This is a genomic window from Oceanicola sp. S124 (assembly GCF_000220565.1).
Lineage (GTDB): Bacteria > Pseudomonadota > Alphaproteobacteria > Rhodobacterales > Rhodobacteraceae > Pseudooceanicola.
Genome location: NZ_AFPM01000156.1, coordinates 24,640 through 38,215, shown reverse-complemented (window position 1 = coordinate 38,215; position 13,576 = coordinate 24,640). Strand labels below are relative to the sequence as shown.

Annotated in this window: 14 protein-coding genes; 6 read left to right on the top strand and 8 right to left on the bottom strand. The window is 65.7% G+C overall.

Features of this window, described 5'->3' with window-relative positions; translation table 11 throughout:
* From OS124_RS0110770 to OS124_RS0110750, 5 genes are all read right to left on the bottom strand, one after another.
* Window positions 1–582 (bottom strand): hypothetical protein (locus tag OS124_RS0110770; RefSeq protein ID WP_010139600.1); only part of this gene is annotated, 582 nt, incomplete at its 3' end.
* Between the two features lie 54 nt (window positions 583–636).
* Window positions 637–1,314 (bottom strand): GntR family transcriptional regulator, encoded by a 678-nt coding sequence (locus tag OS124_RS0110765; RefSeq protein WP_010139599.1) that lies wholly within the window; start codon window positions 1,312–1,314, stop codon window positions 637–639.
* Window positions 1,304–2,464 carry an acetylornithine deacetylase gene (gene argE / locus OS124_RS0110760; protein ID WP_010139597.1) on the bottom strand — a complete coding sequence of 387 codons (1,161 nt, stop codon included), beginning with the start codon at window positions 2,462–2,464 and terminating at the stop codon, window positions 1,304–1,306. Before argE ends, OS124_RS0110765 begins: the two co-directional genes overlap by 11 nt.
* On the bottom strand, window positions 2,464–3,648 hold the full coding sequence (locus OS124_RS0110755) for a M24 family metallopeptidase (protein WP_010139596.1): 1,185 nt from the start codon (window positions 3,646–3,648) through the stop codon (window positions 2,464–2,466). Before OS124_RS0110755 ends, argE begins: the two co-directional genes overlap by 1 nt.
* A 513-nt stretch (window positions 3,649–4,161) precedes the next feature.
* Window positions 4,162–4,728 carry a YcbK family protein gene (locus OS124_RS0110750; protein ID WP_083834599.1) on the bottom strand — a complete coding sequence of 189 codons (567 nt, stop codon included), beginning with the start codon at window positions 4,726–4,728 and terminating at the stop codon, window positions 4,162–4,164.
* Window positions 4,729–5,098: 370 nt separating this feature from the next.
* Between OS124_RS0110750 and OS124_RS0110745 the strand changes: the two genes are divergently transcribed.
* The 4 genes from OS124_RS0110745 to OS124_RS0110730 are packed head-to-tail and all read left to right on the top strand — an operon-like array spanning window position 5,099 to window position 9,355.
* On the top strand, window positions 5,099–6,730 hold the full coding sequence (locus OS124_RS0110745) for a L,D-transpeptidase family protein (RefSeq protein WP_010139594.1): 1,632 nt from the start codon (window positions 5,099–5,101) through the stop codon (window positions 6,728–6,730).
* Between the two features lie 42 nt (window positions 6,731–6,772).
* Window positions 6,773–7,852, top strand: coding sequence for a UDP-3-O-(3-hydroxymyristoyl)glucosamine N-acyltransferase (lpxD, locus tag OS124_RS0110740; RefSeq protein ID WP_010139593.1), 1,080 nt, complete (start codon window positions 6,773–6,775; stop codon window positions 7,850–7,852).
* Between the two features lie 34 nt (window positions 7,853–7,886).
* Window positions 7,887–8,150, top strand: coding sequence for an acyl carrier protein (locus OS124_RS0110735; RefSeq protein WP_010139592.1), 264 nt, complete (start codon window positions 7,887–7,889; stop codon window positions 8,148–8,150).
* Window positions 8,147–9,355, top strand: coding sequence for a beta-ketoacyl-[acyl-carrier-protein] synthase family protein (locus OS124_RS0110730; RefSeq protein ID WP_010139591.1), 1,209 nt, complete (start codon window positions 8,147–8,149; stop codon window positions 9,353–9,355). Before OS124_RS0110735 ends, OS124_RS0110730 begins: the two co-directional genes overlap by 4 nt.
* A gap of 114 nt (window positions 9,356–9,469) precedes the next feature.
* On the opposite strand, the gene OS124_RS0110725 is transcribed toward OS124_RS0110730, so the two are convergent.
* Complete coding sequence (locus OS124_RS0110725; protein ID WP_010139590.1) at window positions 9,470–10,057, bottom strand: invasion associated locus B family protein; 588 nt, start codon at window positions 10,055–10,057, stop codon at window positions 9,470–9,472.
* Between the two features lie 717 nt (window positions 10,058–10,774).
* On the opposite strand from OS124_RS0110725, the gene OS124_RS0110720 reads away from it, so the two are divergent.
* Both OS124_RS0110720 and OS124_RS0110715 read left to right on the top strand, forming a co-directional pair.
* Entirely contained in the window at window positions 10,775–11,554 is a 780-nt protein-coding gene (locus OS124_RS0110720; RefSeq protein ID WP_010139589.1) for an SGNH/GDSL hydrolase family protein, read from the top strand.
* Between the two features lie 184 nt (window positions 11,555–11,738).
* Window positions 11,739–12,113, top strand: a complete 375-nt coding sequence (locus tag OS124_RS0110715; RefSeq protein WP_010139588.1) for a hypothetical protein — start codon at window positions 11,739–11,741, stop codon at window positions 12,111–12,113.
* A 4-nt stretch (window positions 12,114–12,117) separates the two neighbouring features.
* Here OS124_RS0110715 and OS124_RS0110710 read toward each other — a convergent pair whose 3' ends face one another.
* Both OS124_RS0110710 and OS124_RS0110705 read right to left on the bottom strand, forming a co-directional pair.
* Window positions 12,118–12,336 carry a hypothetical protein gene (locus OS124_RS0110710; protein WP_010139585.1) on the bottom strand — a complete coding sequence of 73 codons (219 nt, stop codon included), beginning with the start codon at window positions 12,334–12,336 and terminating at the stop codon, window positions 12,118–12,120.
* Window positions 12,337–12,492: 156 nt separating this feature from the next.
* Window positions 12,493–13,503, bottom strand: a complete 1,011-nt coding sequence (locus OS124_RS0110705) for a GlxA family transcriptional regulator (protein ID WP_010139583.1) — start codon at window positions 13,501–13,503, stop codon at window positions 12,493–12,495.
* Window positions 13,504–13,576 lie beyond the last annotated feature (73 nt).

Below are 13,576 nucleotides of genomic sequence, written 5' to 3'. Positions count from 1 at the left end.
CGTGGCGGCCGAGGCTGAGACGGCAGCGGCGCCGTGCCGCCCCCGGCCAGGCAGAGCAGGTCGCCTGGGCGCAGATCCTCTGCCGGGACGGGCGCCCTGCGGCGTGGCGATCCGGGTGCCGGCGGCGAAACAGGCGGCAGTTGTCGAGGCATAGGGATAGAGGCCCGAGACATTGTCGCCGCTGCCCACCACGGTCAGCGGCACGCCGAAGGGCGGCATCGGCCCGTGGACGGTAAAGCCGTGGATGGTGAAGGCATCGCCATCTGCCGAGATGAACTGCAGCGTGTAGAAATTGCCGTCCGCGTCGCGCACGAACAGCTCGTACTCGGCCTCGAAGGCGCGGCCGCCGGGAATGAAGACGCCGTCGATCCACTGGTCGTAGGCCACATGCTGGGCGAAGTCGTCATCGTCGAAATAGGCGTCGTCGTCATCGACCACCAGGGTCGAGGTCGACGCCCAGTTGGCGATGGTCACCGTGTCGGTGCCGAGGTCGAACTGGTAGCCGCCATTGTCGTCAAACCCGGCGGGATTGCTCGCCGAGATCTCGTTGATCCAGAAGAATTCGAGGTTGTAGAGGGTCATGCGGCCGGCCCGAAGGGTTTTTCCGCAGGTTGACCGATCCCGGTTGAGGCCGGGTTAAGAGCTGCGCCGCCGCGCCTTGAGCCGCCGCCAGGACAGCGAGACATGGGCCCGGTGGATCAGCGCCGCCGCCTCGAGGTCACCGGCTTCCAGTGCCTGCAGCACCTCCTCGACCTCACGGGCAAAGAGCTGGATTTCCTCGGCCAGATCCAGATCGCTGCTCAGCAGCGAATGCACCCAGAGCCGCGCCGTCTGGGTGTAGAGATGGGTGGCGAAATCCATCAGCGGACGATTGGCGGACAGCAGGGCCTGGGCCTGGATGAAATCGTAGATCACCTGGGCCAGCGGGCGGGGGCTGTCGGGATCGGGACGCAGGGCGCGGGCGCGCTCGGCAAGGTGGCGGAAGCGCGACAGCACCTCGGGCCCCGGCGGCACGGGGTCCAGCCGCGCCGCCAGGCTGGCAAGTTCCAGGCGTAGCGCATAGGTCTGGTCCAGCTCCTGCTCGGCCAGTTCGGTGACGAAGGTGCCGACCCCGTGGCGCGAGACCAGCAGCCCCGCCGCCTCGAGCCGCGCCAGCACCTTGCGCAGCGGCGTGCGCGAGATGCCGAACTCGGCTGCCAGCTCGGTCTCCGACAGGCGCTCTCCGGGGGCGTAGTCCAGCAGGCAGATGCGCGCGCGCAGCTCGGCTTCCAGCGCATCGGCGCGGTCCAGGGCAGAGGGAGCCTCAGCTGCCATGGCGGGCGATCAGGTGCTGCAGCAGGGAGAGGCACTGGGCCAGCTGGTCTGTCTCGACGTATTCGTCAGGCTGATGCGCCTGGGCGATCGAGCCGGGGCCGCAAATCACCGCGTCGAGGCCAAGCTGCTGGAACAGACCGGCCTCTGTGTTGAAGGGCACGCAGTTGACGCCATTGCTGCCGGTCAGGGCGCGGATCATGTCGCGGATCTGGTTTTCCGGCATCGGCAGCAGGCCGCAGACCTCGCCCATGACTTCGGTCGCGATATCGGCATGGGGGGCACGGGCGCGCATCTCGGGCAGCAGGTCTTGGGCCACGAAACGGGCGATCTCGGCCTTGACGAAGGCCTGGTCGGCATCGTTGATCGGGCGCATTTCCCAGTCAAGGCAGGCACTTGCGGGAATGACGTTATGGGTCGTGCCGCCATGCAGGGCACCGATGTTGATTGTCGTGTGGGGCGGCTCGAAGGGCGAATCCCCGGGCGCGCGGACCTTCAGCGCGCTGCGCAGGTCCAGCAGGCGGGCAATGTAGCGGGTGGCGTATTCCACCGTGTTCACCCCCGCTTCGGGGGAGGAGCCATGACCGCCGGTGCCGGTGAAACGGACGGTATATTCGCAGCAGCCCTTGTGCCCTTCGACGATCTGCATCGAGGTCGGTTCCCCGATCAGCGCCATGGCGGGACGGAGGGGACGGCGCGCCAGCTCGTCGATCAGGGCGCGGCCGCCCAGGCAGCCGACCTCTTCGTCATGGGTGAAGGCGAAATGGAAGGGCCGCGCGCCGACCTCTGCGGCCATGGCGGGGGCCATCGCCAGCACGGCGGCAATGAAGCCCTTCATGTCGCAGGTGCCGCGCCCGTAGAGCCGGCCCGCCTCTTCGGTCAGCTCGAAGGGCGGGCGGGTCCAGTCCTGACCGGCGACCGGCACGACATCGGAGTGCCCCGAGAAGACCAGGCCGCCGTCCGCCTCGGGGCCGATGGTGGCCCAGAGGTTGGCCTTGCGGCCACTGTCGTCGCGCAGCACCTCGACCCGCGCCCCGGCCTCTTCCAGCAGGCTGGCCATGTAGGCGATGGCGTCAAGGTTGCTCTCCGAGGAAATCGTCGGAAAGGCGACGAGGTCGGCGAGGATGGCGCGGGTGCGCGCGAGCGGCTCCATCAGTCCTTCACGAAGAGCTTGCGGTCCATGGTGCAGAGGGTCTCGGCGGCGCCGTCCTCGCGGATCAGGATCGTCTCGGTGGTTTCCAGGCCCCAGTCGTCCATCCAGAGGCCGGGCATGAAGTGGAAGGTCATGCCGGGTTCCAGCACGGTTTCATCCAGCGCGCGGATCGAGACGGTGTGTTCGCCCCAGTCCGGCGGATAGGAGAGACCCACGGCATAGCCCGCGCGGTTCGGGCGTTCGATGCCGACCTTCAGCAGCTCGGCGTCCAGCGCCCGGGCGATGTCGCAGGCCCGGTTGCCGGCACGGGCGACCTCGATGCCGGCATTCAGCCCCTCCGTCAGCGCCTGGCTGGCATCGGCCATGAACTTGGGCGGCTTGCCGAAGAAGATCGAACGGCAGAGGGGCGCGTGATACCGCCGGTAACAGCCCGATTGCTCGATGAAGGTGCATTCCCCGCGCTGCAGCGCCTCACCGTTCCAGGTCAGGTGCGGCGCCGAGGCATCCTCTCCCGAGGGCAGCAGCGGCACGATGGCCGGGTAGTCGCCCCAGCTGTCCTCTTCGCCCTGCACGGCGGTCTTGTAGAGCTCGCCCACGAGGTCGTGCTTGCGCATGCCCGGCTCGGCGATGTCGATGGCGCGCTGGATCACCAGCTCGGAGATCCGCGCGGCGCGGCGCATGAAGGCCAGCTCTTCGTCGGACTTGATCAGGCGTTGCCAGTTGACCAGCGTCGAGGCGTCCAGGATCGTTGCCTCGGGCAGGCCGTCCAGCAGCACCGCATGGGCCTTGGCGGTGTAGAAATAGGTCTCCATCTCGACACCGATGCGGGCGTCGCCGTAGCCCATGATGCGCAGGTGGCTGGCAAGGTCCTCCATCGGGTGATTGTCGGGGTTCTGGATGTAGCGGTCGGCGTAGAAGAGGATCTGCCCATGATCCATCCAGACCGTGCGCCGTGCGCCGTTGGCATCCTGCAGCCGGCCCCACCAGTAGGGCTCTCCGTCCATCGGAAGGATCACGCCCTGGTGGACGTAGAAGCTCCAGCCGTCATAGCCGGTAAGGTAGTTCTGGTTTGACGGATTGGTGATGAAGAGCACGTCGATCCCGGCCTCGGCCATGGCCTTGCGGGTGATGCGAAGGCGCCGCTGGTACTCGGCGTTAGAGAAGGGGGCCTTGCTGGCGGACATGGGAACCTCCGGTATTGTGCACATCTGTGGCGAGGGTGGGTGAGGTCATGGGGATTTAGCCGCGCTGGCCCGCCTTTGAGGCAGGTTTGCAGAGATGGTCCCGATGCGACTCGGATCTGTTGTGCACATCTTCAGCAGCAGGGCCGGGCTTCGGTCAAACTGAAAATGTCGGCTGCCTGGCGATTTTCTCCTCCGGCAGGCGATCTGGCGGGCGGAGGACTGTTCGGGGCCGGGTCACACCGCGCTGTCTGGCTGGGACGAGGGCGCGCGGGCTTTCGGGTGAAAGCGCGCGTCTTGTCAGGGGGTTACGATGCCAGCCCCCCGCCATCGTCGCGTGGAAAGTCGGGGAAAGCCGGGTCCATCGCGCGACACCCGAAGCCACGGGGATCGCCGCTTTCCTCGGCACGGGACCTGCCCGGAAAACGCCCATCCGGACGGGCGGGATGTGAAAAACCGCCCACGAAGGGGCGGTTTCAGGGATCGGGACAGCTTGCGGGTGCCGGGCGTCGGGCCTCAGGCGCCCCAGTGACGCAGGTCGCCGCAGTCCATGTGAACGAAGTTGGAGCCGGTGTAGCGGCCCACGCCGCCGGCACGGCAGCTTTCGGCCGCCGAGGCCATCTGGTTGACCGACCGCGTGGCCAGCCGCAGGTCTGCCGCCTGACCCTTCATGTGCAGCGAGTTGCGCGCTACGGCACGCGACTTCGAGCGCAGCATCGAGTTGGTCTCGGGCGTGCGGTAGCCCGACAGCAGCAGGTAGGGTTCGTCGACTTCCATCAGCGCGTGAGAGGCGGCCATGATGTCGATGGTGCGGAGGTCGACGGTCTTGACCTGGTCGTTGCGCCAGTCGCGGAAGAAGCGCGAAATCTCGTCGAGGCTGTCGCGAAGATACTCGCCCTCGATCCAGTAGATCATGTCGAGATGTTCGCCGGTACGGGCCGAGTACATCCGGATTCGCCGGATATCGCCTGCGTTGCGCAGGAAGCCCGCTGCGTTGGAAAAAGTCGGTGCCGCGGTAAGTGCCGTTGCGGCAAAAGCCCCCAGAAGGGCGCGTCGCGAAATACTCGCTGAGCCTTTGGTCATTGGTGCGCTGTCCCGTCGCTTGGGCTGCCTGCTTGACACAGGCCTGACCCCTTGCCCGCCTTGCCGGCGGTTTACCTCGCATCCGCCTGCCGGCGGCCTGCATCCACATCCCCCAGATGCGCGATTTTTATGACACGGTTCCATTTTTTCTTAAACCGTCGAGTGCGTTGCATTCGATCAAATCGGCGGTTTTCGGCTGACTTCTGCCTGCGCAGTGTACGGAATTCCGCCATTTTCCGTGGCGCCCGTCTCATCTATGCATCTGGGCGGGGGCGAATCTGCCCCTGACCCAAATGTGAGTGGACAGGGCCAACCCCCTGACACAGCTTACTTTCAATAGTTGTTCGCCCCGGTTTCCAGGAGGTTCCCCATGTCCCATAGGCTTCAGACCGCTTTCTCGCTGCGCCGCGTTCTGCCGGCAGCGACCCTGGCTGCGGCGCTGGCGCTTTCCGGGGCAACCCCCTCGATGGCCGAGGCAGGGTTCGCGCTGACCGGCTTCAAGACCGCCGTGGCCGAGGGCGCGGCTCGCCATCGGGATCTGGCCTCGTTCTACAGGGCGCGCGACTATACGCCGGTCTGGACCGGGCAGGGGCCCGAGTTCACGGCCCGCCGGGCGGCGCTGCTCGAGGCGATCCGCATGGTGCCGCTGCATGGCCTGCCGGCGGGGAAATACGCGGCGGACGACCTGGTCGCGCAGATGGCGGCCGCCGTCAGCGACAGGGATCGCGGACGGCTGGACGTGATGCTCAGCCAGGTCTGGCTGGACGTGGCGACGGACCTGCAGACAGGCATCCTGACGCCGGCCAAGGTGGATGACGAGATCGTCCGCGAAGTGCCGCTGCGTGATGCCTCGCAGTACATGCTGGGCATCACCGGTGCCACGCCGCTGGCCTTCGTGCGGGCCCTGCCGCCGCAGACCGAGGAATATCGCAACCTGATGCGGGCCAAGATGCGGATGCAGTCCGATCTGGCCGCCGGGGGCTATGGTCCGGTTGTGCGGGCCGAGAAGCTCGAGGAAGGCGACAGCGGCCCCGCGGTGATCGCCTTGCGTGACCGGCTGATCCGCATGGACTACCTGGCACCGCGTGCCTCGGCCCGTTACGATGCGGCCCTGCTTGCGGCAGTGCAGGACTTCCAGCGCGACATGGGCATGGAGCCCGACGGCGTGGTCGGCCCGGCGACCCTGGCGGCGATCAACACCAGCCAGGAGGAACGCCTGCAGTCGATCATCGTCGCCATGGAGCGCGAACGCTGGATCAACCGCCCGCTGGGCGAGCGCCGCGTCTGGGTCAACCTGCCCGACATGCGTGCCAAGCTGATCGACAACGGCGAGGTCGTCTTCGAGACCCGCGCCGTCATCGGCCGCGCCATGGAAGGCCGCCGCAGCCCCGAGTTCAGCGATGTCATGGAGCACATGGTCATCAACCCGACCTGGAACGTGCCGCGCTCGATCGCCGTCGGGGAGTACCTGCCCGAGCTGAAGCAGAACCCGAACGCCGCCGGGCACCTGAACCTGATCGACGCGCGGGGCCGGATCGTGCCGCGCGATGCGGTGGACTTCACCCAGTTCACCGCCGCCAACTTCCCCTTCGACATGAAGCAGCCTCCGTCGCGCTCGAACGCGCTTGGCCTGGTCAAGTTCATGTTCCCGAACGCCAACAACATCTACCTGCACGACACCCCGTCCAAGTCGCTCTTCGCGCGCTCGGTCCGGGCCTTCAGCCATGGCTGCATCCGTCTCGCCGATCCCTTCGACTTCGCCTACACGCTGCTCGGGTACCAGAGCCAGGATCCCAAGGGGCTGTTCCAGTCCAAGCTGGCCACGGGACGCGAAACGCAGGTCGACCTGGAGCAGCCGCTTCAGGTGCATCTGGTCTATCGCACCGCCTTCTCTGATGCGCGCGGCCACATGCAGTACCGCGACGACATTTACGGTCGCGACGCCAAGATCTGGCGTGCGCTGGTGGCCGAAGGGGTGGCACTGGATCTGGGGAACAGCTAAACCTGCCCGCAAAGCGCGGGAAGGACCAAGATGGCTTATTCCATGACAGAGATCGCCCGGGCCCTGGGCGCCGAGGTGCTTGGGGACGGAGCCCTGACCATCGACAGCGTGGCCGAGCCTGCCGAGGCGGGGCCGCGCGATCTGGCCATCGCGATGAAACCCGAATTCGCCGAGGGGCTGCCGAACGGTCAGGCCCGCGCCGCGCTGCTGTGGGAAGGCGCCGACTGGCAGGGCTTCGGCCTTGCGGCGGCTGTGCTGGTGCCGCGTCCGCGCATGGGGCTGGCCGCCGTGACCGCCATGCTGGATCCCGGCTGGGGCTACGGAGAGGGGATCTCTGCGCTGGCCCATGTCGACCCGCAGGCCGAGCTGGGCGAGGGGGTCTCGGTCGGTCCGTTCTCGGTCATCTCGAAAGGCGCGCGCATCGGCGCGGGATCGGTCATCGGTCCGCAGTGCTATGTCGGCTGGGACAGCACCGTTGGTGACGGCGCGCTGCTGCACGCGGGGGTCCGTATCGGGCCGCGCGTGCGGATCGGTGCGCGGTTCACCGCCCATCCCGGCGCGGTCATCGGCGGCGACGGTTTCAGCTTCGTCACCCCCGAGGCCGGAGCGGTCGAGAAGGCCCGGGCCAGCCTGGGCGGCGAAAGCGATGCCAAGGCCCAGGCCTGGGTGCGTATCCACTCGCTCGGCGCGGTCGAGGTGGGCGATGATGTCGAGATCGGCTGCAACACCACCGTCGATGCCGGCACGGTCCGCGCCACGCGGATCGGCAACGGCTGCAAGATCGACAACCAGTGCCAGATCGGCCACAATGTCACCGTCGGGCAGGATTGCCTGATGGCCGCCGGTGTTGCCGTGGCCGGATCGACCCGGATCGGCAACAACGTGGTGCTGGGGGGGCGCGTGGGGGTGTCCGACAATGTGTTCATCGGCGACGGTGTCGTTGCCGCAGGGGCCAGCGTGATCCTCAGCAACGTTCCTGCGGGGCGCGTGGTCATGGGCTATCCGGCGGTAAAAATGGACAGCCACATCGAGAGTTACAAGGCGCTCAGGCGTCTGCCCCGGCTGCTGAAACAGGTTGCCGAGTTGCAGAAAGCGGTTTTCAAGCCGGGCGAGAACGACTAAATCCACAGCGAGCCAGCGAGAGGGGATCGCATCCATGTCGGACATCAAGGACAAGGTCATCGAGATCATCGCGGAACAGGCGGTTCTTGAACCTTCGGACGTCAAGATGGACAGCACGCTGGAAGACCTGGGGATCGACTCCCTCGGTCTGGTCGAGAGCATCTTCGCCATCGAGGAAGCCTTCGACATCCAGGTTCCCTTCAATGCCAATGATCCGCAGGAAAGCGACTTCGATATTTCCGACGTCGCCTCGATTGTCGCCGGGGTCGAGAAATTGGTGAAAGAACAGATTACGTGAAACGTGTCGTCATTACAGGCGCGGGAACGATCAACGCCCTGGGCCATGATGTGCCCGAAACCCTCGAGGCCATGCGCGAAGGCCGCTGCGGCATCGCCGAGCTGGACGTGCGCGATGCCGAGAGACTGTCGGTCAACATTGGCGCGCAGGTGAAGGGCTTCTCGTCCGAGGGGCTCTTCAATCGCCAGCAGATGGCGCTTTACGACCGTTTCACCCAGTTCGCCCTGGTCGCCGCCCGCGAGGCCATCGCCCAGTCGGGCCTGACCTTCGCAGGGGAGCTGGCCCACAAGACCGGTGCGATCCTCGGCAACTCGGGCGGTGGCATGACCACCATCGACGAGAACTATCGTAGCGTCTACGAGGAGGGGAAGAACCGCGTTCACCCCTTCGTCGTGCCCAAGCTGATGAACAACGCCGCGGCCAGCCATGTCAGCATGGAGTTCAACCTGAAGGGCCCGACCTTCACGGTCAGCTCGGCCTGCGCCAGCTCGAACCACGCCATGGCGCAGGCCTTCCAGATGGTGCGCACGGGGATGAGCCAGGTGATGATCACCGGCGGCTCTGAATCCATGCTGTGTTTCGGCGGCGTGAAGGCCTGGGAAGGCATGCGCGTCATGTCGAAGAACGGCTGCCGGCCCTTCAGCGCCAACCGCAACGGCATGGTGCAGGGGGAGGGCGCCGGCGTCTTCGTCTTCGAAGAGATGGAGCACGCCAAGAAGCGCGGCGCCGAGATCCTGGCCGAGGTGGTGGGCTTTGCCATGACCTCGGATGCCAGCGACATCGTGATGCCCTCGAAGCAGGGCGCGGCGCGGGCGATCTCGGGGGCGCTGAAGGATGCCGGGCTGAACCCCGGTGACGTCCAGTACATCAACGCCCATGGCACCGGCACCGCCGCCAATGACAAGACCGAAAGCGCTGCCGTGGCGGATGTCTTCGGGCGTCATGCGGACGAGGTGATGATCAGCTCGACCAAGGCGATGCATGGTCACCTGATCGGCGGCACCGGCGCGGTCGAGCTTCTGGCCTGCATCATGGCGGTGCGCGATGGCATCATCGCGCCGACCATCAACTACGAAGAGCCGGACCCGGAATGCGCCCTGGATGTCGTGCCCAACGAGGCGCGCGAGGTCGCGATCGAGGTGGCCCTGTCCAATGCCTTCGCCTTCGGCGGGCTGAACGCGGTGCTGGCGCTTCGCCGGGTCTGAGGCCGCACTGTCAGGCCGCAGCGATCCGAGGCTCTTTGATGCGCAAGAAAAACGCCGCGCTCCTTTCGGGCCGCGGCGTTTTCGGCTCTCATCGGCAGTGTCAGTCCGCCGGGATCAGTTGCCCTGCTGGGCGCCCGGAACGGCGGTCACGGCATCGAAGGCCTTGGTGAAGCCGGTCAGCGACAGGGTCATCGGCACGGCGACATCGGCAGCGGCGGCCGGACGGATCGTCAGGTTGGCCGTCTTGCCCCCCTTGAAGGCGGCGAGCTCTTCGGCGGTGAAGCCGACCCGGGCAACGCAGCCGTTCGGATTGCAGAAGCTGAAGTTGTAGACCTTGTCCTCATTGCCATCGACATTCAGCAGCAGGCCGGCGGGCAGGAAGGTTTCCAGCGGCACCATGATTGTGGCGCCGGCCGCGGCCTGAGAGCCCTCGGGCGTCTTGAAGAAGGCGGCGGTGGCGATCGGGTTGCCATCTTCGCGCGTCATCAGCTGGGTCATCTGGCAGGGTTCTTCCTGGCCTTCCTCGCCTTTCACGCAGTCGATGTTCCAATCTCCGATTTCTTCCCGCTTGTAGGTCTGGCCGACCTGCGGAGCCGCCTCCGAGCCCTGTCCCATGTCGAGATCCGCATCCTGCGCCAGCACGGGCGCGGTCATCAGGGCGACGGCCAGGACAGAGGCGGGGAGGGTAAAGAGAGAGCGCATCGTGTTTCCCATTCAGTGATTGCGTTGGCGCCCGCTTACCACGGGCGCGCGGCCATGTCTTCCCCCCCTCCGATGGGGTTTTCGGGCCTTTTCGCGCATGGGTAGCAAGCAGAGGGCAGGGTTCTTCGATTGGTTGTCGCGAGCGCGGAGCGAGGGCCCGGCTGGCTGGGAAGCCACGAAAAAAGGAGCCAAATTTGGCCCCTTTTTCCGTAGTTTATGCTCCCCGTCGGACTGGCCGACTTGTATTTGAAGTCACGCTAGGTTGTTTGGCTGGGCTAGTCAACACGGAAATATGACAGTCCTGTGCACAGGAAAACGAGCGTCTGTTTTCCGGGCAGGGACGGTTTCCGGCAGGACTTTGCCGAGGCTGCGGCAGGGCGGAACCGGCGGGAGGGGGCCGGCCAGAGACAAAAGAGCCGCGCCCGAAGGCGCGGCCAGTCAGACAGGGAGGAAGTCTGTTCCCCGACCAGAGGACGTCGGACGAGGAACACCCCGACAGGCTGGCATGATTTGGTAAAGGAATGCTTGGGGCATGCGTGCGGCGCAGGCGCCCGCAGGGCGAAAGCGGCTTCGAGGGCAGGGGAACTGCGGACAAGTTCTCTCAAATCTAAAAAGGCCCATCTTTTGCTGCGCTAGACGCAACTAATGCTGTCTTAATTGAAATAGTCGCATCAATCCGGCGCTCCTATGCTCATCGCACTTTTGGGAGGAGATACAATGACCGGATTTATCCGCTACACGGCCCTGCTTGCGATCGCAGGGCTGACGCACCTTGCCACCCCGGCGCTTGCCGCCGACCGCCCCGAGGTGCTGCCGCCCGCCGAGGAGCCGGCGCGGGTGCTCTTTGTTGGCAACAGCTATTTCTACTACGGCGACAGCCTGCACAACCATGCCGTCCGCATGGTGCGCGCGCTCTACCCCGAGCGGGATTTCGACTACAAGCTGGCGGCGATTTCGGGGGGCTACCTCGACCAGCAACCGATCGACGCCTTCCTGGATCTGGGCGGCGACGTGGGCTATGATTTCGTCATCCTGCAGGGCAACTCCGGCGCCATGCTGAGCGAGAAGAGCCACAGCCGCTTCACCGCCGGCGCCGACCATCTGGTCGAACGGATCGGGGCCCGGGGCGCGATGACGGCCCTCTACATGACGCCCGCCTATGCCGAGGGGCACAAGCGCTTTGATCCGGCGATGACCGATCAGATCTCGGAGGGCTATACCGCTGAGGGCAACCGTACCGGCGCGCTGGTGATCCCGACCGGCCGCGCCTTCGCCCTGGCCAAGGAGCGGCGGCCCGACATCGTGCTGCACAAATCCGACAACAGCCATCCGACGATCCTTGGCAGCTACCTGGGGGCGGCGACGGTCGTGGCGACGCTTTATGACGCGTCGGTCGTCGGCATTCCCTACACCTACGAGGGTGCCGTCTCCGAGGAGGATGCCGCCTTCCTGCAGCAGGTGGCCGAGGATGCCGTGGCGGCCTATTTCGCCGAATAGGGCAGGGCGGATGCCCAGGCAGGGGCGAAACCGCCCCTGCCGCGTCAGAGTCATTTTTCACGCAGCTGTGAAACTTTCGCTTCAGCGCCCCCGTTGCTTGAACAGTCGCTTATTGAGGCTTGCGGCAAAGAGCATGTTGAACCGACCGAGCAGTTGAGCCACGGTCGGTCGGGAGAAGGCCTTCATGGCCCTCTCGGGAAAGGAGGCGGTAGACAGCGTGACAGACGACAAGAATGCACGCGCTGCAGAGCTTGCGCTTGGCCTGCTGCAAGGCAGGGACGAGAGCGATGCGCTGCACGAGGTCACGGTGGATCCCGAGATGCGCGAGGCCTACCGGATCTGGAACGAACGGCTCGTCACGCTCTGCGGCACCGCCGAAGCGACACCTGATCCGCGTGTTTTTGCCAGGATCGAAGGGGTGCTCTTCGCACCTTCCGCCCATACAGACCCCTTGTCCCTGTGGGACATGATCCGCGCGCCCGAAAATCGCGGGTTGATCGTTGCCGTGGTCGGAGCCAAGGCGATGCTTCTGGCGTGGATACTCTACCTGTTCCTCTGAAGGATCAGCGCGCCGTTTCCAGGGCGCCGCCATCGAGGACGCGCCCGATGTAGGGCACGATCATCAGTGTTGCCAGCAAGGTCGCGACCAGTCCCACGAGCAGGACGCTCAGGTGGTTCATGAACCCTTCGGACAGCGCATAGGCGGCAATGGCCACCAGCGGAATGTGAAGAAACACGGCACAGATGAACTGCACACGGCGTTTGATTCGGATCGTTTGCATCAGGACCCTCCCGGCTTGGTCGTGATATCTCCAGCCGGGATTATGTGCGTCCGGCCCCTACCTTGACAAGAGCCGATCTGAGAAACCCTCTCAAAGGTTGCAGGAATTCCGCTTTCGTTCGAGGCCGCGACAGGCCGTCCCGGCCCGCAGCGGATCTCAGGTGGCCAGCCGGGTGCCCTGGGTGCCGCGTTCGCGGTAGGGCGTCGTCTGGTACTGGGCGCGGTAGCATTTGGAGAAATGCGAGGGCGAGGCAAAGCCGCAGGAGAGCGCCACGTTGATCACCGACATATCTGTCTGCATCAGCAGGTTGCGCGCCTTCGACAGGCGCAGTTCCATGTAGTAGCGCTTGGGGCTTCGGCTGAGATAGCGACGGAACAGGCGTTCCAGCTGACGGGTCGACATGCCCACGTCCTTGGCCAGGATCGCCGGGCTGATCGGCTCCTCGATATTGACTTCCATCATCTGGATGACCTGGGACAGCTTGGGGTGGCGGACCCCGATGCGGGTCGGCACCGAAAGGCGCTGCGTGTCCTGGTCGGTGCGGATCGAGGAATAGATCAGCTGGTCGGCCACGGCATTTGCCAGATCCTCGCCCTGGTGATCGGCGATCAGTTTCAGCATCAGGTCGATGGACGAGGTGCCACCGGCGGTGGTCATCCGGTTGCCGTCGACCACGAAGACCGACTTGGTCAGGGTGACCTCTTCGAAGTCCTCGATGAAGCTGTCGTGATTTTCCCAGTGAATCGTGGCGCGTTTGCCGTCCAGCAGCCCGGCGCGGGCCAGGACATGCGCGGCGGTGCACAGGCCGCCGAAGGACGCCCCCTTGCGCGCCTCGCGCCGCAGCCAGGCCAGCATGCGCCGGGTCGCGGTCTCCTGCACGGCGATGCCGCCGCAAAGCATCACGGTGTCATCGCGGCCGACCTCTCCCAGCGGACCGTCGACCGCGAAGGTCACGCCGCCCGAACAGGTCACCGGCTCGCCGTCCTCGCTGTGCAGGGACCAGGCGTAAATGTCCTCTCCGGCCATGCGATTGGCGATGCGAAGGCATTCCAGCGCCGAAGCGAAGGACAGCATGGTGAACTTGTCGAGCAGGATGAACTGGAAGCGCCTTTGGCGTGGCGTGGCAGCGGCGGAAACCGAAGAGAGCGAGCTGCGGGGCTCCGGCATGCGTGGCACCTGTGGCTGAGGGTCGTCGAGGGCGCGGCGGGGTGGGGCGCTCCGCCGGTTCGAAATATCAGTG

Coding starts and splice junctions, on each gene's coding strand:
- OS124_RS0110745 (WP_010139594.1), top strand. CDS start 5,099: ATGTCCCATAGGCTTCAGACCGCTTTCTCGCTGCGCCGCGTTCTGCCG.
- OS124_RS0110710 (WP_010139585.1), bottom strand. CDS start 12,336: ATGCAAACGATCCGAATCAAACGCCGTGTGCAGTTCATCTGTGCCGTG.
- lpxD (WP_010139593.1), top strand. CDS start 6,773: ATGACAGAGATCGCCCGGGCCCTGGGCGCCGAGGTGCTTGGGGACGGA.
- OS124_RS0110755 (WP_010139596.1), bottom strand. CDS start 3,648: ATGTCCGCCAGCAAGGCCCCCTTCTCTAACGCCGAGTACCAGCGGCGC.
- OS124_RS0110705 (WP_010139583.1), bottom strand. CDS start 13,503: ATGCCGGAGCCCCGCAGCTCGCTCTCTTCGGTTTCCGCCGCTGCCACG.
- OS124_RS0110725 (WP_010139590.1), bottom strand. CDS start 10,057: ATGCGCTCTCTCTTTACCCTCCCCGCCTCTGTCCTGGCCGTCGCCCTG.
- argE (WP_010139597.1), bottom strand. CDS start 2,464: ATGGAGCCGCTCGCGCGCACCCGCGCCATCCTCGCCGACCTCGTCGCC.
- OS124_RS0110750 (WP_083834599.1), bottom strand. CDS start 4,728: ATGACCAAAGGCTCAGCGAGTATTTCGCGACGCGCCCTTCTGGGGGCT.
- OS124_RS0110765 (WP_010139599.1), bottom strand. CDS start 1,314: ATGGCAGCTGAGGCTCCCTCTGCCCTGGACCGCGCCGATGCGCTGGAA.
- OS124_RS0110735 (WP_010139592.1), top strand. CDS start 7,887: ATGTCGGACATCAAGGACAAGGTCATCGAGATCATCGCGGAACAGGCG.
- OS124_RS0110720 (WP_010139589.1), top strand. CDS start 10,775: ATGACCGGATTTATCCGCTACACGGCCCTGCTTGCGATCGCAGGGCTG.
- OS124_RS0110715 (WP_010139588.1), top strand. CDS start 11,739: ATGGCCCTCTCGGGAAAGGAGGCGGTAGACAGCGTGACAGACGACAAG.